Annotated in this window: 23 protein-coding genes and 1 pseudogene; 10 read left to right on the top strand and 14 right to left on the bottom strand. The window is 70.4% G+C overall.

Features of this window, described 5'->3' with window-relative positions; translation table 11 throughout:
• Nucleotides 1-73: 73 nt before the first annotated feature.
• From ACQEVJ_RS21710 to ACQEVJ_RS21700, 3 genes are all read right to left on the bottom strand, one after another.
• On the bottom strand, nucleotides 74-1,387 hold the full coding sequence (locus ACQEVJ_RS21710; protein WP_433103747.1) for an MFS transporter: 1,314 nt from the start codon (nucleotides 1,385-1,387) through the stop codon (nucleotides 74-76).
• Nucleotides 1,384-2,013: an ArsR/SmtB family transcription factor gene (locus ACQEVJ_RS21705; RefSeq protein ID WP_433103745.1), complete on the bottom strand. Its 630-nt coding sequence runs from the start codon at nucleotides 2,011-2,013 to the stop codon at nucleotides 1,384-1,386. Before ACQEVJ_RS21705 ends, ACQEVJ_RS21710 begins: the two co-directional genes overlap by 4 nt.
• An 80-nt stretch (nucleotides 2,014-2,093) precedes the next feature.
• Nucleotides 2,094-5,357 (bottom strand): efflux RND transporter permease subunit, encoded by a 3,264-nt coding sequence (locus ACQEVJ_RS21700; protein ID WP_433103743.1) that lies wholly within the window; start codon nucleotides 5,355-5,357, stop codon nucleotides 2,094-2,096.
• A gap of 110 nt (nucleotides 5,358-5,467) precedes the next feature.
• Between ACQEVJ_RS21700 and ACQEVJ_RS21695 the strand changes: the two genes are divergently transcribed.
• Entirely contained in the window at nucleotides 5,468-6,016 is a 549-nt protein-coding gene (locus tag ACQEVJ_RS21695; protein WP_433103741.1) for a MarR family winged helix-turn-helix transcriptional regulator, read from the top strand.
• 45 nt (nucleotides 6,017-6,061) lie between these two features.
• Nucleotides 6,062-6,835: an SDR family NAD(P)-dependent oxidoreductase gene (locus ACQEVJ_RS21690; protein WP_433103739.1), complete on the top strand. Its 774-nt coding sequence runs from the start codon at nucleotides 6,062-6,064 to the stop codon at nucleotides 6,833-6,835.
• Between the two features lie 148 nt (nucleotides 6,836-6,983).
• Here ACQEVJ_RS21690 and ACQEVJ_RS21685 read toward each other — a convergent pair whose 3' ends face one another.
• Nucleotides 6,984-7,979, bottom strand: a complete 996-nt coding sequence (locus tag ACQEVJ_RS21685) for a phosphotransferase family protein (RefSeq protein ID WP_433103737.1) — start codon at nucleotides 7,977-7,979, stop codon at nucleotides 6,984-6,986.
• 113 nt (nucleotides 7,980-8,092) lie between these two features.
• Here ACQEVJ_RS21685 and ACQEVJ_RS21680 point away from each other — a divergent pair, with 113 nt between their 5' ends.
• Complete coding sequence (locus tag ACQEVJ_RS21680) at nucleotides 8,093-8,593, top strand: hypothetical protein (RefSeq protein WP_433103735.1); 501 nt, start codon at nucleotides 8,093-8,095, stop codon at nucleotides 8,591-8,593.
• Nucleotides 8,594-8,667: 74 nt separating this feature from the next.
• Here ACQEVJ_RS21680 and ACQEVJ_RS21675 read toward each other — a convergent pair whose 3' ends face one another.
• Nucleotides 8,668-9,147, bottom strand: a complete 480-nt coding sequence (locus ACQEVJ_RS21675) for a pyridoxamine 5'-phosphate oxidase family protein (RefSeq protein ID WP_433103733.1) — start codon at nucleotides 9,145-9,147, stop codon at nucleotides 8,668-8,670.
• A 213-nt stretch (nucleotides 9,148-9,360) separates the two neighbouring features.
• Between ACQEVJ_RS21675 and ACQEVJ_RS21670 the strand changes: the two genes are divergently transcribed.
• The 4 genes from ACQEVJ_RS21670 to ACQEVJ_RS21655 are packed head-to-tail and all read left to right on the top strand — an operon-like array spanning nucleotide 9,361 to nucleotide 12,709.
• A complete protein-coding gene (locus ACQEVJ_RS21670) occupies nucleotides 9,361-11,421 on the top strand; it encodes a cellulose binding domain-containing protein (protein WP_433103731.1) in 2,061 nt (686 codons plus the stop codon).
• Nucleotides 11,422-11,481: 60 nt separating this feature from the next.
• Nucleotides 11,482-11,643 (top strand): MerR family DNA-binding transcriptional regulator, encoded by a 162-nt coding sequence (locus tag ACQEVJ_RS21665; protein WP_433103729.1) that lies wholly within the window; start codon nucleotides 11,482-11,484, stop codon nucleotides 11,641-11,643.
• Nucleotides 11,601-11,732: a hypothetical protein gene (locus tag ACQEVJ_RS21660; RefSeq protein WP_433113358.1), complete on the top strand. Its 132-nt coding sequence runs from the start codon at nucleotides 11,601-11,603 to the stop codon at nucleotides 11,730-11,732. The genes ACQEVJ_RS21665 and ACQEVJ_RS21660 overlap by 43 nt, the downstream gene beginning before the upstream one ends.
• Entirely contained in the window at nucleotides 11,729-12,709 is a 981-nt protein-coding gene (locus tag ACQEVJ_RS21655; RefSeq protein WP_433103727.1) for an aldo/keto reductase, read from the top strand. Before ACQEVJ_RS21660 ends, ACQEVJ_RS21655 begins: the two co-directional genes overlap by 4 nt.
• A 665-nt stretch (nucleotides 12,710-13,374) precedes the next feature.
• Here the strand turns inward: ACQEVJ_RS21655 and ACQEVJ_RS21650 are convergent.
• Complete coding sequence (locus ACQEVJ_RS21650; protein ID WP_433103725.1) at nucleotides 13,375-13,956, bottom strand: TetR/AcrR family transcriptional regulator; 582 nt, start codon at nucleotides 13,954-13,956, stop codon at nucleotides 13,375-13,377.
• A gap of 346 nt (nucleotides 13,957-14,302) precedes the next feature.
• On the opposite strand from ACQEVJ_RS21650, the gene ACQEVJ_RS21645 reads away from it, so the two are divergent.
• Nucleotides 14,303-14,620 carry a hypothetical protein gene (locus tag ACQEVJ_RS21645; protein WP_433103723.1) on the top strand — a complete coding sequence of 106 codons (318 nt, stop codon included), beginning with the start codon at nucleotides 14,303-14,305 and terminating at the stop codon, nucleotides 14,618-14,620.
• Here ACQEVJ_RS21645 and ACQEVJ_RS21640 read toward each other — a convergent pair.
• From ACQEVJ_RS21640 to ACQEVJ_RS21625, 4 genes are all read right to left on the bottom strand, one after another.
• Nucleotides 14,607-15,566 (bottom strand): sigma-70 family RNA polymerase sigma factor, encoded by a 960-nt coding sequence (locus ACQEVJ_RS21640; RefSeq protein ID WP_433103721.1) that lies wholly within the window; start codon nucleotides 15,564-15,566, stop codon nucleotides 14,607-14,609. The two genes, ACQEVJ_RS21645 and ACQEVJ_RS21640, sit on opposite strands and share 14 nt — an antisense overlap.
• Nucleotides 15,567-15,587: 21 nt before the next feature.
• Entirely contained in the window at nucleotides 15,588-16,805 is a 1,218-nt protein-coding gene (locus tag ACQEVJ_RS21635; protein WP_433103719.1) for an NAD(P)/FAD-dependent oxidoreductase, read from the bottom strand.
• A 423-nt stretch (nucleotides 16,806-17,228) separates the two neighbouring features.
• Nucleotides 17,229-17,633: an alpha/beta fold hydrolase gene (locus ACQEVJ_RS21630; RefSeq protein ID WP_433103717.1), complete on the bottom strand. Its 405-nt coding sequence runs from the start codon at nucleotides 17,631-17,633 to the stop codon at nucleotides 17,229-17,231.
• Between the two features lie 10 nt (nucleotides 17,634-17,643).
• Nucleotides 17,644-18,543 (bottom strand): SDR family NAD(P)-dependent oxidoreductase, encoded by a 900-nt coding sequence (locus tag ACQEVJ_RS21625; RefSeq protein ID WP_433103715.1) that lies wholly within the window; start codon nucleotides 18,541-18,543, stop codon nucleotides 17,644-17,646.
• A 242-nt stretch (nucleotides 18,544-18,785) separates the two neighbouring features.
• Here ACQEVJ_RS21625 and ACQEVJ_RS21620 point away from each other — a divergent pair, with 242 nt between their 5' ends.
• Nucleotides 18,786-19,148: a helix-turn-helix domain-containing protein gene (locus tag ACQEVJ_RS21620; protein ID WP_433103713.1), complete on the top strand. Its 363-nt coding sequence runs from the start codon at nucleotides 18,786-18,788 to the stop codon at nucleotides 19,146-19,148.
• On the opposite strand, the gene ACQEVJ_RS21615 is transcribed toward ACQEVJ_RS21620, so the two are convergent.
• Nucleotides 19,145-20,101 (bottom strand): NADP-dependent oxidoreductase, encoded by a 957-nt coding sequence (locus ACQEVJ_RS21615; protein ID WP_433103711.1) that lies wholly within the window; start codon nucleotides 20,099-20,101, stop codon nucleotides 19,145-19,147. The two genes, ACQEVJ_RS21620 and ACQEVJ_RS21615, sit on opposite strands and share 4 nt — an antisense overlap.
• A gap of 110 nt (nucleotides 20,102-20,211) precedes the next feature.
• Here ACQEVJ_RS21615 and ACQEVJ_RS21610 point away from each other — a divergent pair, with 110 nt between their 5' ends.
• A complete protein-coding gene (locus ACQEVJ_RS21610; RefSeq protein ID WP_433103709.1) occupies nucleotides 20,212-20,778 on the top strand; it encodes a TetR/AcrR family transcriptional regulator in 567 nt (188 codons plus the stop codon).
• Nucleotides 20,779-20,878: 100 nt separating this feature from the next.
• Here ACQEVJ_RS21610 and ACQEVJ_RS21605 read toward each other — a convergent pair.
• The 3 genes and pseudogenes from ACQEVJ_RS21605 to ACQEVJ_RS21595 all read right to left on the bottom strand — a co-directional run.
• Nucleotides 20,879-21,082: pseudogene (locus ACQEVJ_RS21605) on the bottom strand (IS630 family transposase); the annotation flags it as partial.
• A gap of 169 nt (nucleotides 21,083-21,251) precedes the next feature.
• Entirely contained in the window at nucleotides 21,252-22,142 is an 891-nt protein-coding gene (gene sigJ, locus ACQEVJ_RS21600) for an RNA polymerase sigma factor SigJ (protein WP_433103707.1), read from the bottom strand.
• The gene (locus ACQEVJ_RS21595) at nucleotides 22,139-23,329 is read right to left on the bottom strand and encodes an NAD(P)/FAD-dependent oxidoreductase (RefSeq protein ID WP_433103705.1); all 1,191 of its coding nucleotides are present in this window, start codon (nucleotides 23,327-23,329) and stop codon (nucleotides 22,139-22,141) included. The genes sigJ and ACQEVJ_RS21595 overlap by 4 nt, the downstream gene beginning before the upstream one ends.
• Nucleotides 23,330-23,342: the final 13 nt, after the last annotated feature.

Below are 23,342 nucleotides of genomic sequence, written 5' to 3'. Positions count from 1 at the left end.
TCGGCCTGCGCGACCGCATCCGGGGGGTGATCTTCGCGTGCGAGTCGGGCCTGGTCGTTGCGGGTTGGCCACCTCACAGGACGTCGCCGCCGACGGGCGCCGGCTCGGCTGCCCGTTCCCGCACGCCCCGGCCGCGCAGGCGGTCCATCTCACGCCACTGCGGCAGCAGCGCGGCCAGGTTGGTGGTCAGGAAGTACGCCGCGCCGCCGATCAGCAGCGCCGGTCCGAGACCGAACGCGGCCGCCGCCGCACCGGCGGCCAGGCCGCCGAGGGGGATGCCCGCCCAGGCCATCGAGTCGCCCAGGGCGTTGACCCGGCCCCGCAGGCCGTGCGGCACCCGCTCGAAGGTGATCGCCCCGAGGATCGGATTGAGGAAGCCGCCGCCGGCCCCGCTGGCCGCGAACACCGCCAGCACGGCCCACATGGGCGCGTCGGCCGCGAGGACCAGGAACCTCGGCGCCCCGGCGAGCAGGAACCCCGCGAAGAACACGACCCGGCGCGGCATCCGGTGCGCGACGGCCGCGGCGACCAGGCTGCCCGCGACCGCCGTGGCGCTCCACACGCCGTTGCTCAGGCCGATCGCCGTCGGCCCGTTGCCGGATTGCCCGGCCCAGACGGGCAGGAGAACGGTGTTGAACGCCGCGTCCAGCAGGTTGGTGATCCCGACCATGACGATGATGGTGAGGAGCAGCGGTTCGCCGCGCAGGAAGGTGAAGCCCTCGCCGAAACGCCGCCAGTAGCCGGAAGCGGCCGGGGCCCCGTCCGCCGGGCGTCCCATGCCGCGCGGCAGGGCCAGCGAGATGATCAGCGACCCGAGGGTGAAGCACGCGGCGTTGAGCACGAGACCGGTCAGCGGTCCCAGCGACGCCACCAGGAGGCCGCCGGCCGCCGGACCGACGGTCGAGGCCAGCCGCTCGGTCACCCCGGACAGGCCGGTGGCCCGCTCCAGCGGCACGCCGGCGCGCTCGGCCGCCTCGGGGACCATCACCTCCTTGGCCAGGTCGCCGGGTCCGCGTACGGCGCCGATCACCGCGACCAGGGCCAGCAGCACGGGGAAGGACAGCAGGTCCAGGGCGTGCAGGAGGGGAACGGCGCCGGCGGCGGCCGCGCTGGCCGCGTCGGTGCTCCAGGAGATCACCCGCGGCCCGGCCCGGTCCACCAGCGGCCCGGTCAGCGCCTTGACCACCACGTAGGGGGTCATCTCGCAGAAGGCCACCAGCCCGGTCTGTGTGGCGCTGCCGGTCGTGACGTAGACGAACCACGGCAACGCGATGGCCGAGACGCGGGTGCCGGTCAACGCGACCGCCATGGCCGTGAGCAACCCGCCCAGCGGCCGTAGCCTGCGCGCACGGGACGGAGTGCCGCTGATCGCGTCATCTCCCGTCATCGGGCGTCGTCTTCCTCGGCGGCGGGCGCGTCCAGCTCGGGCAGGATGTGCACGATCACCGACACCCGCTCGGCGTCTTCCGGGGCGCCGGCCGCCTCGGGGCTGTCCCTGCGATATCGCGTGACGACCGCCCACAGTTCCTCACGCATGGCGGTGGCCTCCTGCGGGGTCAGCCGCAGCGCCCAATCGCTCATGTCGGACGCGTTCCGCCACGCGCGCGGCATCGTCTGGAACTCGTTGATCGCCCGCTGAACGCGCATGGTGTGAGTGGCGGCCACGGACTGCAGGTACACCACCGTCGCCTCGGGCTCCCGCTCGACCAGGTCCGGGTCGTTCAGCCAGGTCGACCGGTAGACCGCGCGCCACCAGCGCTCGCGGGCGTTCCCGCGTCCGGTGTCCTCCTGGACGAAGCCCGCGGCGGCGAGCCGGCGCAGGTGGTAGCTGGCCGCGCCGGAGTTGATGCCCAGCAGCTCGGCGAGCCGGGTGGCCGTCGACGGGCCGTGCTTGCGCAGCAGGCCCACCACCTGCACACGCACCGGATGCGCGAGGGCGCGAAGCCCCTTCGCGTCCAGGACGACCGCGTCCTCGGCATCCGGAGAGTAAAGGGTGTCGCGGTGATCGGTCATGAACCCCACCGTAAACCGCAAACAGTTCTTCGCAAAGACTTCTTCGCGAAGAACTGTTTGCGGTTACGTCCGGGCCGGGCTCACTTGGCCGGTTCGAGCGCCTCCTTGCCGTACACCTTCAGGTCGCCGTCACCGTCGCCCGAGGCGGGCTGCTTCGGCGTACGGTGCATGCGCTCCTTCAGCCGCTCCACCATCGTGTAAAGCGTCGGCACCAGCACCAGCGTGAGCAGCGTCGAGGAGATCAGGCCGCCGATCACGACGATGGCCAGCGGCTGGGAGATGAACCCACCCGAACCGGTCACGCCCAGCGCCATGGGGGTGAGCGCGCAGATCGTCGCGATCGCGGTCATCAGGATCGGGCGGAGCCGTCGTCGGCCGCCCTCCATGACCGCTTCCACGACGCCCAGCCCCTGCTCGCGGTACTGGTTGATCAGGTCGATCAGCACGATCGCGTTGGTGACGACGATGCCGATCAGCATCAGCATGCCGATCAGCGCGGGCACGCCGAGCGCCGTGTCGGTGGCCAGCAGCAGCCCGATCGCGCCGGTCGCCGCGAACGGAATCGACACCAGCAGGATCAGTGGCTGCACCAGGCTGCGGAACGTCGCCACCATGATCATGAAGACGATCGCCACCGCGAGCAGCATGGCCAGCCCCAGGTCGGCGAACGCGTCCTGCTGGTCGGAGCTCGCACCGCCGATCTTGTACGTCACCCCTGCGGGAAGCGTCAGCGTCTTCAGCTTGTCGGTGACCTTCGCGGTGATCGCACCCAGGTCGGACGCGTCGGCGGTGCCCGACACCGTCGCGGTGCGGTCGCCGTCCTGACGGCTGATCTGGGTCGGCCCGTCGGCCTTCACCACGTCGGCGACGTCGCCGAGCTTCACCATGCCCGTCGCCGTGGGAATCGCGAGCTTCCTGATCGCCGCGATGTCGCCGGGCGCGTCACCGCCGGCGCGCAGGATCACGTCGCTGGAGCGGCCGTCGACGTCGATCGAGCCGACCGGCGCGCCGCGGAACGCCTGCGCGACCAGCTGCCCGATCCCGGCCTCGGTCAGGCCCCTGGCGGCGGCCTTCTCCCGGTCCACGTGCACCTCGACCCGCGGGACGCTGTCTTCGAGGTTGGAGGCGACGTCCCGCAACCCGGCCATCCCGGCCATGGCGTCGCGCACCTCGGTGGCCGCGGTCTTCAGCGCGGCCTGGTCCGAGCCCTGCACGATGACCTGCACCTGGTCGGAGTTGAACCCGCCGCCGCTGCCGCCGACCGTGACGTCGCCGATCTCGTTCAGGCCCTTCAGCTTCTCCCGCAGCCGCTCCTCCAGGGCGGTCGTCTCCACGCCCTCCTTCAGCGTCACCGAGAACGAGGCGCGGTCGGAGCCGCCGCCCAGCCCGCCGAGGAAGCGGTTCCCGCCGCCGACCGTCACCTGGTAGGACTTCACTCCCCCGTCGGACGCCAGCACCGCCTCGACCTTCTTGGCCGCCGCGTCGGTGGTCGCCAGGTCGGTCCCGGCCGGCATCCGCTGGCTGATCTGCGTGGTGTCGTTGCCCGAGCTGTCGAGGAAGTTGGTCTTCAGGTTGGGCACCAGCGCCATCGTGGCGACGAACACCACCACCCCGATCAGCACCGTGATCAGGCGCCGCCGCGTCGCGAAACGCAGCACCGGCAGGTAGATCCGCTGCAGCGGGCTGCGCAGTTCCTTGCGCTCGGCGTCCTCGCGTACGGCCTGCGCCTCCTGCGGCGTGATCGCCGGCGCCTTGAGGAACCAGTACGCCAGCACCGGGATGACGGTCAGCGCGACCAGCAGCGACGCCAGCAGCGCCACGGTCACCGTGATCGCGAACGGGCTGAACAGCTGCCCCACCAACCCGCCGACGAAGGCGATCGGCAGGAACACCGCGACCGTCGTGAGCGTCGAGGCGGTCACCGCGCCGGACACCTCGCGCACCGCACTGAGGATCGCCCGCCGCTTCTCCTCGCCGTAGCCGAGATGGCGCTTGATGTTCTCCAGCACCACGATCGAGTCGTCGACCACCCGGCCCACGGCGATCGTCAGCGCTCCCAGCGTCAGCAGGTTCAGCGAGTAGTCGCCGATCCACAGCGCGATCAGCGCGATCACCACCGACAGCGGGATCGACACGGCCGTGACCAGGGTCGAGCGGACCGACAGCAGGAACACCAGGATCACGACCACGGCGAACGCCAGGCCCAGCAGGCCCTCGGTGGTGAGGTCCTCGATGGACCGCTCGACGTACGGCGCCTGGTCGAACACCACGGTCAGCTCAGCGCTGTCGCCCAGGGCGCGCGTCAGGTCCGGCAGGGCGTCGTTCACGTTGTGGGAGATCTGCACGGCGTTGCCGTCGGGCACCATCGTGATCGACACACCGAGGCTCGAGGTGCCGTTGGTGCGGGTGAGCGTGGTCGCGGAAGCGTCCTCGACCTTGATGTCGGCCACGTCGCCGAGCTTGACCGGCTTCGGCCGGGCCGCGGCGGCCCGTGCCTGCGCCGCCGCCAGCGCCGCGCTCTGCCCCGCACCCTGCCCTGCGGCCTGTCCCGCGCTCGCGCCGCCGCGCTGCCCGGCCGCGGAGCCCTGGCCCGCCGCGGGCGCGGCGGGGGTCAGGTAGAGGTTCTCGAGGTCCTTCACCGTGCGCACCGGGTCGCCGATCTGCACGGTCAGCGACTTGCCGTCCTCGGTCAGCGTGCCGGCCGGAATGGACACCCCGTTGGCCCGCAGGAGGTCGGGGATGGCCGCGGCCGACAGCCCCAGCAGGGCGAGCCTGCCCTGGTCGGGGGTGATGACGACCCGCTCCTCGCGGGCGCCGCTGACGGTGACGTCCCGGACGCCCTCGATCGACTGCAGCTCCGGCACCATGATCTTCTCGATCTTGTCGACCATGGCGTGCTGGTCGCCGCCGTCGCCCACCGCGATCGCCATCACCGGGATGTCGTCGGTGCTGCCCGCGACCACCTGCGGATCGACGTCGGCCGGGAGCTGCGCCTTGATCCGGCTCACGGCCTGCTGCATCTTCCCGATCATCTGGTCGATGTCGGTGCCGTACTCATAGGCCACCTGCACCTGGGACATCCCCTCACGCGAGGTGGAGGTGATGTCGGTGACACCGGCGATACCCTGGAACGCGCTCTCGATCGGCTTGGTGACCTGCTCCTCCACGATCTCGGGAGCGGCACCCGGATAACTCGCCACCGTGAACGCCGCCGGGAACTGCAGCGACGGGAAAAGCTGTTGCTTCAACGAGGGAATCGCGAACAAGCCGAAACCCGCGAGCACCAGCGTGATCATGATCACGAGAGTGCGGTTGGCAAGGCTCAGCCTGGCCAAGGAGGTCATCCGAGCTCCTGACATCGGGGGAAGTATTTGCCCCAGCCTAACACTTCGCCTCATCCGAACATTCAGCTGTCGCATTAACGGCTGGTAACCTCTTGACCCGAGAGGTGACAGTGAACGACAGCCCAGCCGATCGGCGCACCGGAACCGGCGCGGCGGCCGCCCCCCGCCCGCAGGACGACCCCGCCACCCTTGGGGAGGACGCTGAGCGCGGGTGCATCATCGCCCGCCTCGCGGAACTGCAGCGCAACATGGGCAGGTTCTTCGCCCGCGACCGCTCGATGCCGCTGCTCGCCTCCACCCTCACGATGCAGCAACTCAAGGTCGTCATGTTCCTGTCGTTCACCGGGTCCGCCTCCGGGCAGGAACTCGCCCGCCACCTCGGCGTCGGCCTGGCCACCGTCACCGGCATCGTCGACCGCGTGGTCGCCCAGGGCCTGGCCGGCCGTCACGAGGACCCCCACGACCGCCGCGTACGCCGCGTCGAGCTCACCGAGGCCGGGCAGCGGCTCACCAGCGAGATCATCGAAGCCGGGACCGGCGGCTACATCCGCCTCCTTCGGCGCCTCGACACCGAGACCCTGCGCACCATGGAGACCGTGATGCGCAAAATCGAGGACGTGATGCGCGAGACGCACGCCGAAGACGCCGGCTCAGCCTGACCCCGCCCCCGACCTGTCCTCCGGCCGCTGCTACCTTCCGGCGATATGCCGATCTACATCGAGGAACTCTTCTCGCTCACCGGCCGGGCCGCCCTGGTCACCGGGGGCAGCTCCGGCATCGGATACGCCATCGCGGAGGCACTCGGACGCGCCGGGGCGGCCGTAGTCCTGGTCGCCCGGCGACGCAAGGAACTCGCCGAAGCCGTCGGCAGGCTCGAAGGCCACGGCGTGCGCGCGGCCGCGATCAGCGCCGACCTCGGCGACCGCGCCGACGTCGCCCGCGTGTGCGAGGAAGCGGACGGGTACTTCGGCGAGATTGACATCCTCGTCAACGACGCCGCCAACAACATCCGCAGGCCCATGGCCGAACTGACCGCCGACGACTACGACCAGACCATCGCCGTCAACCTCACCGCGCCGTTCCTGCTCGGGCAGCACTTCGGCCCCCGCATGGCCGCCCGGGGCCGGGGACGCATCATCAACATCGGCTCCCAGCAGTCGATCAGCGCCTTCGGCGACAGCGGCGCCTACGGCGCGGCCAAGGCCGCCGTCTGCGGGCTGACCCGATCCCAGGCCGAGGCGTGGTCGGCGCACGGGGTCACCAGCAACACGATCATCCCCGGCTTCGTCCTGACCCCGCTGACCGCGCCCGCACAGGCCGTCCCCGGCCGGGTGGAGCAACTGGCCGCCCGGTCCATGACCGGGCGCAACGGCGTCCCCGACGACTTCCGCAGCGTGGCCGTCTTCCTCGCCTCCGACGCCTCGTCGTACATCACCGGCCAGGCCATCTGCGTCGACGGCGGCTTCAGCGTCCACTAGAGGGACAGACCAAGTCCGGCGCCGCCTGGGGCAGGCGGAGGACGTCTGGCCGGATCGCAGGGCCGCCGCGGCCGCGCTACGGTTGCGTACCCGCCGAGTCGCACCAGATGCAGCGCCGCTTCACCCGCGGCGGCCCCAAGCACCCCACCTACCAGGCGATCGAGGAACTGGGCCGCCCGACCTCCCACAACACCTGGGCGAGCTCGGTCAGGTCGGTGATCTCACGCAAGTCCAGAGGGGTCGCCTCGAACACCTCGAAGTCGTGCAGGAAGGTGTAGACGAGCATCTCCTCGACGAAGCCGGCCGAGACCGGCCAGTTCGCGTGGCGCAGCGCCGTGGCCAGCAGTTCGCGGTCGGCGCGGAACGTGTCCAGATGCAGTTGCACCAGGCCGTAACGGAAGTCGCCCGCGTACACGTCGTTGAAGTCGACCAGCCCGGTGAGCGCTGTGCGCTCCGCATCGACGAACAGGTTCTCGCCGTGCAGGTCGCCGTGGACGAACTCCGGCGTCACGCCGCCGAGCATGTCATCGACGTCGGGCAGGAAATCGTCGACCGCGTCGAGCAGCCGGGGAGACAGGTATCCCCAGGCGCGATGGTCGGCGACCGTCTTCTCCCTGCGTTCGCGCAGCACGTCACGGAAAGCCGCCGAGTCCGGGCACAGGATCTCGGTGCCGGTCAGCGGGACCTCCCGTAGCCGGCCCAGCAGCGTCCCGACCTGCGCGGCCAGCTCCAACTCGGTCGCCCGGTCCGCCTCTGCGACCGCCTGCCGCCATGACTGTCCGGTGACCTCGGACAACACGAGGAACGGCCACCGCCAGCCTGGGGAGTCTCGCAGCAGCTCGCCACGCCCGAGCAACTGGGGAACGGGCAGCCCGCGCCCGGCGAGCACCTCGTAGGCCTCGGATTCACAACGCAGGCTGGCCGGGCCGCACCAATACTCGCCGTACAGCTTCACCACAATGCCGTTGTCGCCGACCAGCACCGGGTTCGTGCTTTCGCCCGGGATCCGGAAGGTGGCCGGTTGGGGGAAGCCGAGCGACTTCAGGCCCTGCCTCGCCCAGGGGGCCCAGAACGCGAGGTCGTTGCGCCGGGCGGCGTAGGACTCAGCCGATTGGACTTCGCGCAGGTCGGGGAGCACGCCCACCAAATTAGAGGCTCAGGCGGCCGGTGAGGGACCCGGTTCCGTTTTCAGGGGCCATGGATGACAGCTGGTCGCTACTTGGCCCATCGCCATAGCTACGGAGTTCCAGTCCGGGTATGAGGATCATGCCCCGGCGGAACCGGACGAGCGACAGCGAACGCCGGGGCAGGAACAGGAAGGCACGCACCGAGATGTCCCGCTCCCGCACGCGCGACCCGCGCGACACCAAGGCCCTCGCGATGGGCCTCGCGACCCGGCGGCTGGCCATGGCCGCGCTCGTGATCACGGCGGCGGGGATCGCGGCCGCGCAGCCCGCGATCGCCCGCGTCACCCCGCATCACTCGCGCGGGGGGCTCACAGCGCTCCGCAACCCCGGACCGGGGGGAGGCAGCGGCCAGGTGATCAAAGGAGGGCGCGCGGCAGGCGGCCAGGGGCGGTCCGGCGCGGGCCGGTTCAACCAGAACCTGACCGGCGTCATCAGCCCCACCTTCGTGAAGGGACAGGCGCAGCAGGCCATCACCGACCAAGGTGCGTTCGAGGTGCAGTCAGCCTTCTGCGGATCCCAGCCGAACAGCTGCCTGCTCGGGCAGAACATGCCGGTCCGTCACGGGTCGTGACGGACCGCTGCCGGGCCGCGCGGCCCGGCAGCGGGCGACGACCGCGGGGTGGCGGCGGCGGTCAACGGCGGCGGTCAACGGCGGCGGACCACCCGGTGGCCGGAGCCCTCGTGCCACATCTCGATCAGCAGGTGCTCCCCCGACTCGTCCACGCGCGTGAAGACCACCTCGGTCACATCGACGCGGAACAGATGGAAATCCTCCCCGGGCGGACCCCCGAACGCCTCGCGCACCGCCGGATCGGTGATCTCGACGGCCCGCCCGGCCAGCTTGGCGTCGCCGCTCCAGGCCCCCGGATTCCCCTCGTCCGGGTCGTCCGAGGGGCTGTGGATCGCCACCCGCGGGTCGCGGCACAGGTCGAGGGCCTTCATCGCCCCCGGCATCGACCCGAGCCACACCTCGCCGTCCTTGAAATCCACCTCCGTCCCGCTGATGCGCGGCGAGCCGTCGCGTCGCAGCGTCGCCATCGTCTTGTGCTTGCCCTTCCCCATGCTCGCCCGCACGCGGGCGGCCAGCTCGGGCGTCTCCTTCTCGATCTCCTGCCAGGAAGTCATGCCGCGATCCTGCCGACCGCGACCGACATTTCGGAGGTCCGCATGACGCGGCGGCCCTCTCCGTACCCGACCGGCGCGGCACCCCGCGTGAAAGTTGCACGACCGGCCTAACTCTGCCGCAGCTCACGGCCAAGCCTGGGGCCCGCCTGCTTGACCGTTCCACACGTCCCTGATCACGATCACACGGGCAAGATCCTCCAGAAAAGGGACGTAATGAGCACCCTGCGCATCGCCAGGCCGGCCATCGCACTCCTCACGGGCGCAGTGGTGGCCGCCCAGTTCCTCACCGGCTTACCCGCCGCGACCGCCGACACCGCGCCCGTCAACGTGACCGTCAACACCCGAGCGGGCCTGGCCACCGCGTCCGACACCGCCGTGGGCACCAACCACGCGATCTGGGACAGCAATCTCGGCACGAACGAGACCGCCGACCTCCTCAAGGCCGCCGGCGTGAAGATGCTGCGCTACCCGGGCGGGTCGTACGCCGACATCTACCACTGGAAGACCCACACCGCCCCGGGCGGCTACGTCGCCCCCGGCACAGACTTCGACACCTTCATGCGCGGGGCGCAGCGCACCGGCGCGCAGCCGCTGATCATCGCCAACTACGGCACCGGCAGCGCCCAGGAGGCCGCCGACTGGGTCGAGTACGCCAACGTCACCAAGAAGTACGGCGTGAAGTACTGGGAGATCGGCAACGAGAACTACGGCAACGGCCACTACGGCGCCGACTGGGAGGCCGACGACCACGCCGACAAGAGTCCCGCCGAGTACGCCAGGAACCTCGTGCAGTACGCGGACGCGATGAAGGCCGTCGACCCGACCATCAAGATCGGCGCGGTGCTGACCACCCCCGCCAACTGGCCCGACGGCATCGTCGCCGACGGCGACCAGGCCACCTGGAACGACACCGTCCTGTCGGTCGCCGCCTCGAAGATCGACTTCGTCATCCTGCACTGGTATCCCGCGCACAACGACGTGGCCGACGTCCTCACCAAGACCGCCCACATCCCCGACATGATCTACCTGGTCCGCAAGCAGATCGCCAAGCACGCAGGCGCCCGCGCCGGCGACATCGGCATCGCGATGACCGAGATCAACAGCGGGATCGCGCCGAACACCCAGCCCGGCGCGCTGTTCGCCGCCGACGCCTACGCCGGCCTCATGGAACAGGGCGTGTTCACCGTCGACTGGTGGAACGTCCACAACGGCGCCGGCACCATCAGCACCGTCGCCGGCTACACCGACTACGGCGACTTCGGCATGCTGTCCAGCGCCGGCTGCTCGGGCGACACCTGCGAACCCCCGCTGAACACGCCCTTCGCCCCCTACCACGCGCTCTCCATGATCAGTGCGTTCGCCCGCCCCGGCGACCGGTTCGTCCGCGCGGCCACCGACGAGCCGCTGGTCACCGCGCACGCCGCCCGGCGCCCCAACGGCGACCTCGCCGTCCTGCTGATCAACCGCGACCCCGCCGGCGAACACCAGGTGAAGATCGGCTACGAAGGGTTCACCCCCGCCGGCGAAGCGCCCACGGTGCAGACCCTCACCAACGGCGCCACCTCGGTCAGCACCGGCCACGGCGGCACCGCCACCACCCAGACCCTCCCGCCGTACTCGCTGACCACGCTGGTGCTGCACCCGGCCACCGCCACCACGGGCGCTCCCGCGGCCCCCGGGCAGCCCACCGTGAGCGGCGTCACCGACAAGACCGCCACCATCTCCTGGCCCGCAGCCGCGCCCGGCGCGAGCCCCGTCGCCAAGTATGAGATCCACCGCCAGAACGGCGCCGTCACCGAGCAGCTCGGCGAGACCTCCGGCACCTCCTTCACGGTCCGCAACCTCGTCCCCGGCACTCGATACACGGTCAACGTCATCGCCCGCGACACCGCCGGCCGTGTCTCCTGGGCCTCCGCTCCGCTCACCTTCACCACCGGCACACCCGACAAGAGCTCCTGCTCGGTACGCCTGAGGGACACCAGCGACTGGGGCAGCGGGTTCGTCGCGACGGTGGACATCACCAACACCGGCACGGCCGCCGTCGACGGATGGACACTCCACTTCACCTGGCCCACCGGGTGGCAGAGCGTCAGCAGCGGATGGAGCGCCAACTGGACGCAGAACGGGGCCGCGGTGACCGTCACCAGCACCCCGGACAACGGTAAGCTCGCCCCCGGCGCGAGCACCTCCATCGGCTTCGTCGGCGCCTACAGCGGCCCCAACGTGCTGCCGACCGCCTTCACCCTGAACGGCGCCCTCTGCACCGCCCAATGAGCCGCACCCAGCGATCATGGGCTTGACTTAGAGCGCGCTCTAACTCCCAGACTGGTCCCCATGGACGAGGGGATGACCATCGCGCAGGTAGCGCAGCGTACCGGCCTCTCCGCCCACACGCTGCGCTACTACGAACGCGCCGGTACGCCGAACTCGTCCGCCGGGGCCAGGACACCTACGTGGCCCGCAAGGAGCTGCTCGAGGCCCACCGGGCCGCCGTGATCGCCAAAATCGAGCAGCTCCGAAGCGATCTCGAGATCGTCGACTACAAGATCGATCTCTACAGCCGCAGAATCATGGGAGAAGAATGAAGCAGCACACGCTCGGCCAGGGCCTTCGCACCTCGGCGCTCGGCCTGGGCTGCATGGGAATGAGCGACTTCTACGGTCCGGGCGACGAGTCGGAGTCGATCCGGACCCTCCACCGCGCGCTCGACCTGGGGATCACCCTCCTCGACACCTCCGACGCGTACGGGCCGTTCACCAACGAGAGGCTCGTCGGCAAGGCCGTCGCCGACCGGCGCGACCAAGTGGTGCTGGCGACCAAGTTCGGCCTCGAGCGCCGGCCCGACGGCAGCCGCGTTGGCGTCAACGGCCGCCCCGACTACGTGCACCGCTGCTGTGACGCCTCGCTCGAACGGCTTGGGGTCGACCACATCGACCTCTACTACCAGCACCGCGTCGACCCCGGCGTCCCCGTCGAGGAGACCTGGGGCGCCATGAAGGAGCTGGTCGAGGCCGGTAAGGTCCGCCACCTCGGCATCTCCGAGGCCGCGCCCGCCACGGTGCGCCGCGCACACGCCGTCCACCCCATCACCGCGGGCCAGTACGAGTACTCCCTGTTCACCCGCGACATCGAGGACGAGCTGCTGCCCACGCTCCGGGAGCTCGGCATCGGCCTGGTCGCCTACAGCCCCCTCGGCCGCGGCCTCCTGACCGGTGCGATCACGAACACCGGAGCGCTGTCCGACGACGACTTCCGTCACCACAACCCCCGCTGGCAGGGCGACAACTTCGCCGCCAACCAGGCCCTGGTAGCCAAGGTCGGCGAGATCGCCGCCACGCTCGGCGCGACCCCGGCCCAGGTGGCCCTCGCCTGGGTGCTGACCCGGGGTGGAGATGACGTCGTGCCGATCCCCGGCACCAAGCGAGTCGCCCGGCTGGAGGAGAACGTCGCCGCCCTGGAGATCAAGTTCGAGGCGGACCACCTCGACGCGCTCGACTCCATCGCGGGTCAGGTCGCCGGCGACCGGTACAACCCGGCCGGAATGAGTACCGTCAACCACTGACCGACCATGGGAGTCCGGCACGGAGACCGATTTCCATGCCGGACCCTGGGCTTCGGCGGAGGCTTTGACGTAGTTGATCTTGATTTTTCCACCGAGCGGGCGCCTTTACAAAGTAGATCAGAAGGCTAGGTTCTCCGACCCCTGGGCGCGGTCTCCGGCCACGTACCCGATCGGCGTGCTTTCCCGGGAAGGCGAACCCACCGGGCCCGGCGAGGCGTTCGCCTCCTACGGGCGGATCTTCAAGCCCCTGCACCTCCCCCAGTTCGCCGCGGACGAGGCTGCGCCAGCACTACCGCGAAGGCATGGAGACCAGTTCGGCACGCTCGGCCTGACCCTGAAGGCCGTGGTGCTGTTTACAGCCTCTACATCGACGCCGCCGCCGTTCCGGCCCTGCTCCCCCGAAGCCCCGGTGAAGCGACATGTAGCTCAGAGCGACCGGGAGGTCTCTCCCGTCCGGAGGGCGGCGAAGTCGGCGTGGGCTTGGGCGACGCTTCGAGGTACGCCTGGCGCTTCTCGTGCCCGGCGAGTGCCCGGTAGATGCCGGCCAGGCCCGGGTTCTGGCCCTGCTTGCCTTTGCGGGCGGCGGGGGTCGGCACCCGCCGCCGCTTGGCGAGCCGGGGGACTTTCCCGAAGCGGCCGTTTGTGAGAAAACGCGATCCTGGAGCTCACGTGTTCGGCGGTGTGGGGCGCATGCCTTCGAGCAGGGTGGCGAGGTAACGGTGGGCGGTGTCGATCCGGTCGGTGGGAGTGCCGCCGTGGACCGTCACGGCGTGGGCGATGCCGCACATGAGCGGGACGAGGTCGGCGGCGGCGAGGTCGGGGCGGACGACTCTGGCGTCGTGGGCCCGCTCGAGAAGCGTGGTGCCAGCGGACGCGAGTGACTTTTTGAGTTCCGTGGTGCGCGGCAGGGTGTCCGTGGTCGCGGCGGCGACCGGGGGCAGGGCGGCGTCGGTCACCTGTGCTTCGACGATGCGGGACAGGAAGCTTTCCAGCGCCCGCCAGGGGTCGGTGTCGGCCAAAGCCTGCTCGCCATGCGCGGCCAGGGCTTCCAGGCAGGGAGCGGCGACGGTCTCCAGCAGTGCCTCGGGGGTGGCGAAGTGCCGGTAGACCGTGGCGACCCCGAGGCCTGCCCGGCGTGCGACGTCGTTGAGCTGCAATGCGATGCCCTGGTCGACCAGATCGCGGGCGGTGGCGACGATCCGCTCCCAGTTGCGGGCGGCGTCTTTGCGCAGCTGTGTGGTCGTCATGTGGGAAGAATCCAGGTTGCTCGTCTTGGTTCACGGGCTCGTCGTCTGATCATATGCGGGCGTTCCCGGGGACCTGGCTGTCGGGCGGTGGACGGGCTGTCGGCCTTCGGGGGAGGATCGGACCGGATTTTGGCGCTAGCACCGACCGGCTCGCCGTTCGCTCTGGATGCTGAGGGCGGGATGGAGAACGAGAGCGGACCGCCGTTGGCAGTGGACGGTGCGGTCCTCGTTTGCCGGGACTCGGCAGTCGGTGATTGGTCGGAGCCCGTGGACGTAGCCGCCGATGGCGCCGTGGCGTTCGCCTCGTCGTGTTCGCGGAGCATGCGCGGACGGTGGCCGGGGAGGGGTGCTGGCCCTTCTTCTTGCCCTTGGCGATGACGAGCCGGGCGGCGATGTCGCGCAGGCTGAGGTTCTGCTGGCGCAGGTGCAGGGCCATGGACAGCATGGCGACGTCGGTGACGGTGGCGCCGCCGATGGTCTTGCCGCGGCTGCGGGCGGATTCGTGGCCTTCCAGGGTGCGGTCGCGGATGTATTCGCGTTCCATCCCCGACAGCGCCGCGAGTACGGTGAAGTCGTTGTGCTCCGCGACGCCCGGTCGGTCGGCTCACCGGCCATTGCGGGTGCTGCGCCCGGCCGCGGTCGGCGTCGGGTCACCACTGGGTGATGAGCGGCGTGTCCGGTCCGTGCTGCCGCCAGGCTTCGGTGAGGCGGGCGAGGCGGGTGGGGGCGGCGATGCCGCGCACGGTTGCGATCTTGCCGCCTGTGATGTCGAACGTCACGGCGCCGATGACCTGGTCGCCGATCACGAAGAGGATGGCGGGGGCGCCGTTGACGAGCGCGTAGTGGATGGCGGGCGTGCCGCCGGCATGTCGCCGTTTCGCGGGTGTTGGTTTGAAGCCGGCCCGTGCGACGGCGGCGATGCGCTGCGGAGTGTCGTACCGCAGCAGCTTCTCGGCCAGGCCGGCGCCGTTGGAGTCGGAGATCGCGGTTGCGTCGTCGGTGAGCAGCGCCACCAGCCGTTCGGTGCGGCCCGAGGAGGCAGCGGCGAGGAATTCCTCGACGATCCTGCGGGCGGATGCCGGGTCGACTTCGCCGCCGCGGCGGCGCGCGGCGATGATGCGGCGCCGGGCCCGGTGGAGGTGCTGCTGGCTTGCGGACTCGGTGATGTCGAGGATCTCTGCGATCTCGGAGTGGCTGTAGGAGAACGCCTCGCGCAGGACGTAGACGGCCCGCTCGAGGGGTGACAGGCGCTCCATGAGAGTCAGCACGGCCAGGGAGACCGATTCGCGCTGCTCGAACGAGTCGGCCGGGCCAAGCATCGGGTCACCGTCGAGGAGCGGTTCAGGCAGCCAGGCGCCGACGGTGCGTTCGCGGCGGGCTTGTGCCGAGCGGAGCCGGTCGAGGCACAGGTTGGTGACGACCTTGGTCAGCCATGCTTCTGGCACCTTGATCCGCTGCCGGTCGGCGGCCTGCCAGTGCAGGAACGCGTCCTGCACGGCGTCTTCGGCGTCGGCGGCGGAGCCCAGCAGCCGGTACGCCAGCGAGGCCAGCCGGTTCCGGCTGGCCTCGAACCGGCTGGTGTCGAAGCGATCAGTAGCGGCGCTGTCCACGCGGGCCACCATATGAGGCGGCTACGCGACCGCCTTCTCGGCGGACGCATCCCGCGCGGCGGGCATGGGGGCCGCGGCGGCCAGGCGGCGCTTGCGCTTGGGCAGGCCGAAGGTCGGGTGCGAGTTGGCCCACAGCGACATCTTGAGGATGCCCGCCTTGACCCGCGCGGCCTTCCGGCCGCCCACATACTTCGGCTTTGCTTGCCCTTCGTCGTCGACCAGCTGCAGGATCCCGTCCCGCCGCCCGAGGCTGATGTGGTTGTACGCGTAGACCAGCTTGGTGTTCGCGATCTTGCGGCCGGTCAGGCGTCCCACGATCGCGGCCGTGGCCTGAATGCCGGTGTAGCCGGCCGAAGCGCAGGACATCGGCAGCGGCCGGCCGTTGTCGCCGATGGCGTAGGCGCTGTCGCCGACGGCGTAGACGTTCGGGTGCGAGACCGACCGCATGGTGCGATCGACGACGATCCGACCGCTCTCGGTGACCTCCATCCCGCCGGCGGCGGCGATGGGGCTGACCGCGAACCCGGCCGTCCACACGGTTGCGTCGGACGCCAGGGCGGTGCCGTCGGCGCACAGCACCCACGCCGCTTCGACGGCTTCGACGCTGGTGTGCTCCAGGACGGTGATGCCCAGCCGGTCGCAGGCCTGCCGCAGGTGGCTGCGGGCTCCGGCGGACAGCCGGGCGCCCAGCTCGCCGGCGGCGACCAGCGCCACCGACAGGCCGGGCCGGGATTCGGCGATCTCGGTGGCGGTCTCGATGCCGGTCAACCCGTCGCCGACGACCAGCACACTCCCGCCTTCGCCGCGCGTGCGCAGGCTGTCCAGGCGCTCGCGCAGGCGTAGCGCCGAGGGCCTGGCGGCGACGTCGAAGGCGTGCTCGGCCACGCCGGGGACGGCGCGGTCGGCGACGTGGCTGCCGAGCGCGTACAAAAGCGTGTCGTAGCCGAGCTCGCCGCCGCCGTCGGCGTCGGCGTCGGCGACGACCTGACGCTCGGGGTCGACGGCGGTGACCCGGGCCACGCGCAGCCGTATCCCCGTCCCCGCGAAGACGTCGGCAAGCTTTTGAGCCTCGATCTCCCGGCCGGCCGCCAACTGGTGCAGCCGCATTCGCTGGACGAAGTCCGGCTCGGCGTTGACCACGGTGATCTCAGTGTCCGCCGGGGACAGCCGGCGGGCCAGGTTCCCGGCCACGTAGACCCCGGCATAGCCGGCGCCGAGGACGACGATGCGGTGCTTCATGTCTCGCTCCTGTCGGTTCGCTTGCTCTTGCGTGAGTTGAGCGGAACAGCGCCCCGATTGCTGACAGGAATTGCATGTGGCATGGGTCACAGAGCGGCAGGAGCGCCGCCCAACGATGCTCGCGACGCCGAGGCGGCGCAGATGCAGGCCGAACTGAACGAGGTGATCTGATGCCGATCACCGTCGACAGCATCCCCCGGCCCGAGGCCCGCGTCGGCGAGGTACGCAGCCGCTCCAGCTCCGAGACCCGCCGGTCGGCAGGCACCTGCAGCAGCCCGGCCGGCCTGACCCGCAGGAGGAAATCCACAGGCATGAGCAGGCACGCTAGGGCGCTCAACCAGGGCAAACAGCCCTCGTCACCGAATCGTCGTCAAGATCGCCTTTGTAGCGCCAAAATCCGGTCCGATCCTGCCCGAAGGCCTGTCAGCGCGCGTCGTGCTCCTGGCCGAGGAAGCCGGTGATGATCTCCAGCCACTGGTTCGGCTGTTCCAGGAAGGGCAGGCGCCCGGTCGATAGCTCAGCGGTCTGCGCGCCGGGGATGGCCGCAGCCAGGTCGTGCTGGAGGGCCACTGGTATCAGGGAGTCGGCGGTGGTGACGATGACCAGGGTCGGAGCGGTGATCGCGGCGAGGTCGTCGCGGACGTCGGCGCGGCGGACCAGGTCGACCTGGGCCCCGGTGCCGGGTGGGAGGGCGGAGGCGGTCTGCTCGGCGGCCGTGCGCACCTGGGCGGGCGTGAGGGAGTTGAGCACCGGCGCGCCGACGGTCAGCTTCGCCGACGAGAGCGAGCCGGCGCTGATCCTTTGACCGGCGGGCGACTGGGGACGCACCTGCGTATGGTCATGCATCCGCTCTGGCCGCCACAGGTGCATGAGTTTCGCTGAGCAGGTGTACGGCCTCGGCGATGCGGCGGTCGGTCGCCGCACGGAACGGGGCGACGGGGTGTGCCTGGGGCCCGATGACGAGGCCGGTCCGGCCGGTCAGCGCGTGGTCGGTGGCGGCGGCGATCGAGGGCCTGGCCGCCGCGGATGCCGGACCGGAGGTGGAGCGTTCGAACTTGCGGCGTACCAGCGGCCACAGCAGCCGCAGGGCAGGAGAGACGATCTTCGGGTCGGTCAGGGTGCCGTTGGTCATGTCGGTCGCGGCGCCTCCGGGATCGGCGGCGAAGACTGACACGCCCGTGCCGTCCAGCCGCCTCGCCAGGTCGAGCGTGTAGGCGAGGTTGGCGAGCTTGGCGCGGCCGTACCAGTGGAAGCCGTAGTAGCCGCCTGGCGGCTCGACGGCGTCGAACACTCGCTTGGCGGCGACGACCGCGCCCGAGGTCACGTTCACGATCCTGCTCGGCGCCCCGGCGGTGAGCGTGGGCAGCAGTAGTTCGGTCAGCAGGTACGGCGAGAGGTGGTTGACGACGAACGACGCCTCGACGCCGCCCAGGTCCGCGCGCTCGGCGAACATTGCCCCAACGTTGTTGACCAGCACCGTCAACGGTTCCCCGGACGCGGCGTGGTCGGCAGCGATCCTGCCGGCCAGCGCGCGGACCTGGTCGAGCGAGGCGAGGTCGGCGGACAGGAACCGGCCGGGGGGCGCCGGTTGCGTCGCGTTGATCCGCTCAACCGCCCTGGCTCCCCGGTCGGCGTCGCGCCCGACCACAGTGACCGCGAACCCTGCGGCGGCCAGCCCCAGCGCAGTCTCCAAGCCGATGCCCCCCGTGCCGGCCGTGACCACAGCTGTCTTCATCATGAGCCCCTCCAAACGGACAACCGGATAGTTCATCCGATTAAGTGGGACAGTAGCACAATCGGATGAACTATCCGGTTAATGCTTCGACCGGTGACGACAGTCGGCCGTGAAGTGCCTCCGCTGGCGGGACTGTCGCGTCCGGGCGGTCGGCACGAAGCGGCGGTCCGCCCACCGGCATGAGGCGTGGCTAGTGCGTTGTCCACTGGTGATACGCCGCTCGGGCTCCTGCGGCTGACCTGGGCGTGCTTCGACCCTCGATCCTGTCAGGACGCCGGGATCGAGGAGGTGGGGATCGGGTGGCCGAGCCCGTCAAAGCGCGCCGGTTGACCGACTATGAAGGCCTACGGCTAACGCAGCTGGTCAGACGCTGTCGCGCCAACCGGGTCCGGTCCTGCAGGGCGACGATCTTCCTGGCTTCCTCGTCAGGGACGCCGGTGTCGGCGATCGCCCGGCTGCTTGCCGCGGACGAGGACACCGTACGCGATGTGGTCCACGCCTTCAACGAGAAGGGCCTGGCCGCCCTGGGCCCTCAGTGGGAGGGAGGCCGTCCCCGCCTGATCAGTGACGACGACATCGCGTTCATCGTCGCGACGGCCTTGATCTAGAGGTCGATGACGACCTTGCCGTGCACGTGCCGGCCGGCCTGGAGCTCGGCCGCGCGGCGGATCTGCTCGACCGGGAAGCTCGCCGCGATAGGCACCCGGAGTCGGCCCGCCGCGACCAGGCGGGCGACCTCTTCCAGGGCGCCGGGGGCGGCGTTCGCGCCGTTGGCCGTCGACACGCCGTCGACTTGCGCGGCGATGGTGCAGATGCGGCCGTCCGGGACGCCGAGTTCCCTTGCGGCGTGCACTGTCTCCGTCCCGTGCAGGTCGATGGCGGCGGTGACACCGCCGGGAGCGAGGGCTCGGACCCGGTCGGCCAGGCCGTCGCCGTAGGCGACCGGCTTGGCTCCGAGATCGCGCAGGAAATCGGATGATGTCGCCGATCCCGTCCCGATCACGCGCGCTCCTGCGATCCGGGCCAGCTGGACAGCGAACACCCCGACCCCGCCCGCCGCGCCGCCGATCAGCACTGTGTCGTCCGGGCCGGGGTCGACCACGGCGAGGGCGGCGGATGCCGTGCGGCTGGCGATCGTGAGGGTGGCGGCGGTGCGGTCGTCGACGCCGTCGGGAGTGTGATGGGCCTCGTTCGCCGCGATCCCCCCGGCCGGTTCGATCACCACGAAGTCGGCGACCGCGCGGGACAGGGCGCCACCGAACACCCGGTCGCCGGGCGCGAAGCCGGTCACCCCGTCACCGACCTGGTCGACCAGTCCCGCGTAGTCGGTCCCGAACCCGGCCGGGAGGCTCAAGCCGAACCGGGCGGCGGTGTCCGCGTCGGCGGTCATGATCCAGTCCATCGGGTTCAGACCGGCCGCGGTGACCCGCACGCGGATCTGCCCCGGGCCGACCTGCGGAGCGGGAACCTCACGGATGTCCAGGACTTCGGGGCCGCCGAATGTATGGAGCCGGACCGCCCTGCTCCTGCCCGTCGGCGGTTGATCGCTCTGTTCCTGCATGTACGCCTGTCTCCTTGCGGACCGAGGAAACGCCTTGAAACGGACTATGCTCCGTTTCCATGGGTGACCCTAACACAACCGGAGCACGATCCGTTTTGACTGAGGCGGAGATGCGCGCGCCACGGGCGGACGCAACCCGTAACCGCGACCAGTTGCTCGCGGTGGCGACCCGCGTGTTCGTGTCGGCTGACACCGAGCCGTCGATGCGTGCGATCGCCCGCGAGGCCGGAGTCGGCATCGCCACGCTCTACCGGCACTTCCCGACCCGCGAGTCGCTGGTCGACGCGGTCTACCGGGACCAGGTCGTGCGGCTGACGACCGGCGCCCGCGAGCTGCTCGGCCAGCTGCCCCCGGCTGCGGCGATGCGGCGCTGGATGGACTTGTTCGGGGACTGGATCGCGACCAAGAACGGCATGCTCGACACGCTGCTTGCGATGATCGAGTCGGGCGAGATCGCCCATGCACAGACCCGGAGCGAGCTACTGGCGGCCATCACCACGATTCTCGACGCCGGTCGCGCGGCGGGCGACCTCCGCTCCGACGTCACCGCCGAAGACATCGCCGCCTCCCTCATCGGCATCTTCACCGTGGCCCCCCACCCCGAGCATGAAGCCAAGGCCGGTCGCCTGCTGGACCTCCTGATGGACGGCCTCCGGCCCGCCGCCCGGCCGGCCTGAGCCCGGATCGAGGCGGCTAGTACTCCAGTGACACACTGAGATCATGGTTGGGATCTGCGCTGTGCTGTGACCGGAAACGATCACCGGGTTGGGTGGTCGCTCAGGCCACGGCTGAGAGTGGTCGGCCGCCCCAGCGGATGCCTTTCTCACTACGTATGCGGGCGCGTTCTCGGCGTTGCGCGGCCAGGACGTCGGGGTGGCGGGCATTGGCGTTGCGCCAGCGCAGGTAGGCGTGCAGGGCCCGGGTCTGCACCGTGTGGTTGGCATGGTCGGAGTTGGCGATGGTGAACTGCCGCAGCGGGCCCGGTCGGTCCCGCGCCAGCGATCACTACGTGCGTGTCGGTCAAGGTCAACTCCTTGGTCGTCGTTCAGTCGAACTGGTCAAACCGGGTTGAGCCCTGCAGCGGCAATCGACGTGGGTCGCCGCCCGCTTGTGACGGACATGCGCATTGCGACCTGCTTGCCTCCTGCTCCTATCGGCTGATCTGACGCGGAGCCGCCACCGCGAGAAGTTTGTCCGGGTTGCGGATGGCGTAGAAGTTGGTGATCTTCCCATCGGCGATCTCGATCAGGAAGACGCCTTCCAGGCGCTCGCCGCTGAAGACCATCGCGGGCGTGTTGTTGCAGTTGACCCTCTCGATCCGCAGGTCCGCCAGCCGCTCCAGGCGGAACAGGTTCATGAGGACCGCGGCCACCTTCTCCGCGCCCACCACCGGCCGGCGCGCTGCGGTGGTCTTGCCGCCGCTGTCGGCGGTCCAGGTGACGTCCGGCGCGAGCAGCGAGAGCAGCCCTTCCAGATCACCGGTGGCCGCCGCGGTCATGAACCGCTCGGTGATCCGCGCGGTCGTGGCGGCGTCGGCGGGCTCGAAGCGCTTACGCCGCGCCCGTACGTGCTCGCGGGCGCGGTGCGCCACCTGGCGCACCGTCGCCACGGATTTGCCTACCGCTGTGGCGATGTCGTGGTACTCGAAGCCGAACACCTCGCGCAGCACGAACACCGCACGCTCATCGGGGGTGAGCGTTTCGAGCAGCACGAGCATCGCCATCGATACCGACTCGGCGAGCAGCACATCGGCCGACGCGTCGTTCTCGTCGAGCAGCAGCGGCTCGGGCAGCCACGAGCCGATGTAGTCCTCGCGACGGCGAGCGCTCGTCCGCACGGCGTTGAGCGCCTGTCGGGTCACCAGCTGTGCCAGATAGGACTTGGTGTCCCGCACCGTCGCGAGGTCCACTTCGGCCCACCGCAGATAGCTGTTCTGCAGCACGTCGTCGGCTTCGGTCACCGAGCCGAGTATCTCGTAGACGATCGTGAACAGCAGCGGCCGCAACAGGGTGAACCGCTCGGCATGCTCGTCGGTGCTCACGGAGAGGTGACCACCCGCGCGGTGGAGGCCGGCTGCCCGGGACGCGGGCCGCCCTTGGGCCAGCCCATGGAACCCGGCTTGCGAGCCTCGAGGCGAATCCGCTTCGCCACCACGAACTTGCAGGTTACCTCCTTGATCGCCGCGCCCATGCGGCCGCCGATGTAGACGTTCACCGCGGTGTCGTCCTTACGGGCAAGCTGGCGGATGCCGGCGCGCCGGCCGAGGCTGACGCACGCCCCCGTGAAGGCCAGGTCGATCACCGCCGGTTCGGTCCCTGAAATGCGGCTCAGCACGGTGTCGGCGGCCTGCGCCCCGAGCGGCCCGGCGGCGTAGCCGCTCATCCGCAGCGGCTGACCCGACGGCGCGGCGGCGTCGCCGGCCGCGACGATGCGGTCGTCCTCGACGCTGGTCAGCGTCTCGCCGGTGAGCAGCCGGCCGAGAGCGTCGGTGCGCAGCCCGCTCGCCGCCGCCAGCTCCGGCACACCGAAGCCGGCCGTCCAGATGGTCAGCGCGCTCGTACGCACCCCACCATCGGCCAGGACGACCGCGTCCGGCCGCACCTCGCTCACCGCGACGGCCTCGAGTACGGCGACACCGTGCCGGGACAGCCATTTGGCGATGTATCGGCGACCAGGTGCGCTGAACGTCGGCGCCAGGGTGCGGCCGCACACCAGCGTGACCCTGCGCCCTTGCTCGGCCAGCTCGGCGGCCGTCTCGATGCCGGTCAACCCGCCGCCGACCACGGTGATAGGAGCATCGAGGGGCAACTCCTCCAGCCTGGCGCGCAGCCGCTGCGCGGACTCCAATTCAGCGATATCGAACGCGAATTCGGCCGCGCCGGGCACTGATGACGGTGTCGCTGCCGTGCTGCCGACCGCGTAGATGACGTAGTCGTAGTCCAAGGTACGGCCCGACGCCAGCCGCACGGCGCGGGCGGCGGTGTCGATGCGTGTGGCGCTGTCGACGACCAGGTGGATGCCCTCGCCGAGCAGCGTGCCGTAGTCGATCGTGGCGTCGCCGGTACGGGCCACGAACTGATGCAGCCGGATGCGTTCGACGAACTCCGGGCGCGGATTGACCACAGTGATGTCAACGTCGTCGCACATCCGCAGACGATTGGCCGCGAGCGTTCCGGCGTAACCGCCACCGATGACCACGACCTTGTGGAGCTTGTTGTGCTCAGTCATGCACTCAGGACAC

Origin of the sequence: Microbispora sp. CA-102843 (genome assembly GCF_050936215.1) — a bacterium.
Taxonomy (GTDB): Bacteria; Actinomycetota; Actinomycetes; order Streptosporangiales; family Streptosporangiaceae; genus Microbispora.
Note: the sequence above shows the minus strand (reverse complement) of the source record. Positions and strands in the feature narration are given on the sequence as shown.

What these genes read in the sequence shown, in the direction of transcription:
- ACQEVJ_RS21710 (WP_433103747.1), bottom strand. Translation starts at nt 1,387, where the DNA reads ATGACGGGAGATGACGCGATCAGCGGCACTCCGTCCCGTGCGCGCAGG.
- ACQEVJ_RS21705 (WP_433103745.1), bottom strand. Translation starts at nt 2,013, where the DNA reads ATGACCGATCACCGCGACACCCTTTACTCTCCGGATGCCGAGGACGCG.
- ACQEVJ_RS21700 (WP_433103743.1), bottom strand. Translation starts at nt 5,357, where the DNA reads ATGACCTCCTTGGCCAGGCTGAGCCTTGCCAACCGCACTCTCGTGATC.
- ACQEVJ_RS21690 (WP_433103739.1), top strand. Translation starts at nt 6,062, where the DNA reads ATGCCGATCTACATCGAGGAACTCTTCTCGCTCACCGGCCGGGCCGCC.
- ACQEVJ_RS21680 (WP_433103735.1), top strand. Translation starts at nt 8,093, where the DNA reads ATGAGGATCATGCCCCGGCGGAACCGGACGAGCGACAGCGAACGCCGG.
- ACQEVJ_RS21675 (WP_433103733.1), bottom strand. Translation starts at nt 9,147, where the DNA reads ATGACTTCCTGGCAGGAGATCGAGAAGGAGACGCCCGAGCTGGCCGCC.
- ACQEVJ_RS21670 (WP_433103731.1), top strand. Translation starts at nt 9,361, where the DNA reads ATGAGCACCCTGCGCATCGCCAGGCCGGCCATCGCACTCCTCACGGGC.
- ACQEVJ_RS21665 (WP_433103729.1), top strand. Translation starts at nt 11,482, where the DNA reads ATGGACGAGGGGATGACCATCGCGCAGGTAGCGCAGCGTACCGGCCTC.
- ACQEVJ_RS21655 (WP_433103727.1), top strand. Translation starts at nt 11,729, where the DNA reads ATGAAGCAGCACACGCTCGGCCAGGGCCTTCGCACCTCGGCGCTCGGC.
- ACQEVJ_RS21650 (WP_433103725.1), bottom strand. Translation starts at nt 13,956, where the DNA reads ATGACGACCACACAGCTGCGCAAAGACGCCGCCCGCAACTGGGAGCGG.
- ACQEVJ_RS21635 (WP_433103719.1), bottom strand. Translation starts at nt 16,805, where the DNA reads ATGAAGCACCGCATCGTCGTCCTCGGCGCCGGCTATGCCGGGGTCTAC.
- ACQEVJ_RS21625 (WP_433103715.1), bottom strand. Translation starts at nt 18,543, where the DNA reads ATGATGAAGACAGCTGTGGTCACGGCCGGCACGGGGGGCATCGGCTTG.
- ACQEVJ_RS21615 (WP_433103711.1), bottom strand. Translation starts at nt 20,101, where the DNA reads ATGCAGGAACAGAGCGATCAACCGCCGACGGGCAGGAGCAGGGCGGTC.
- ACQEVJ_RS21610 (WP_433103709.1), top strand. Translation starts at nt 20,212, where the DNA reads ATGCGCGCGCCACGGGCGGACGCAACCCGTAACCGCGACCAGTTGCTC.
- ACQEVJ_RS21595 (WP_433103705.1), bottom strand. Translation starts at nt 23,329, where the DNA reads ATGACTGAGCACAACAAGCTCCACAAGGTCGTGGTCATCGGTGGCGGT.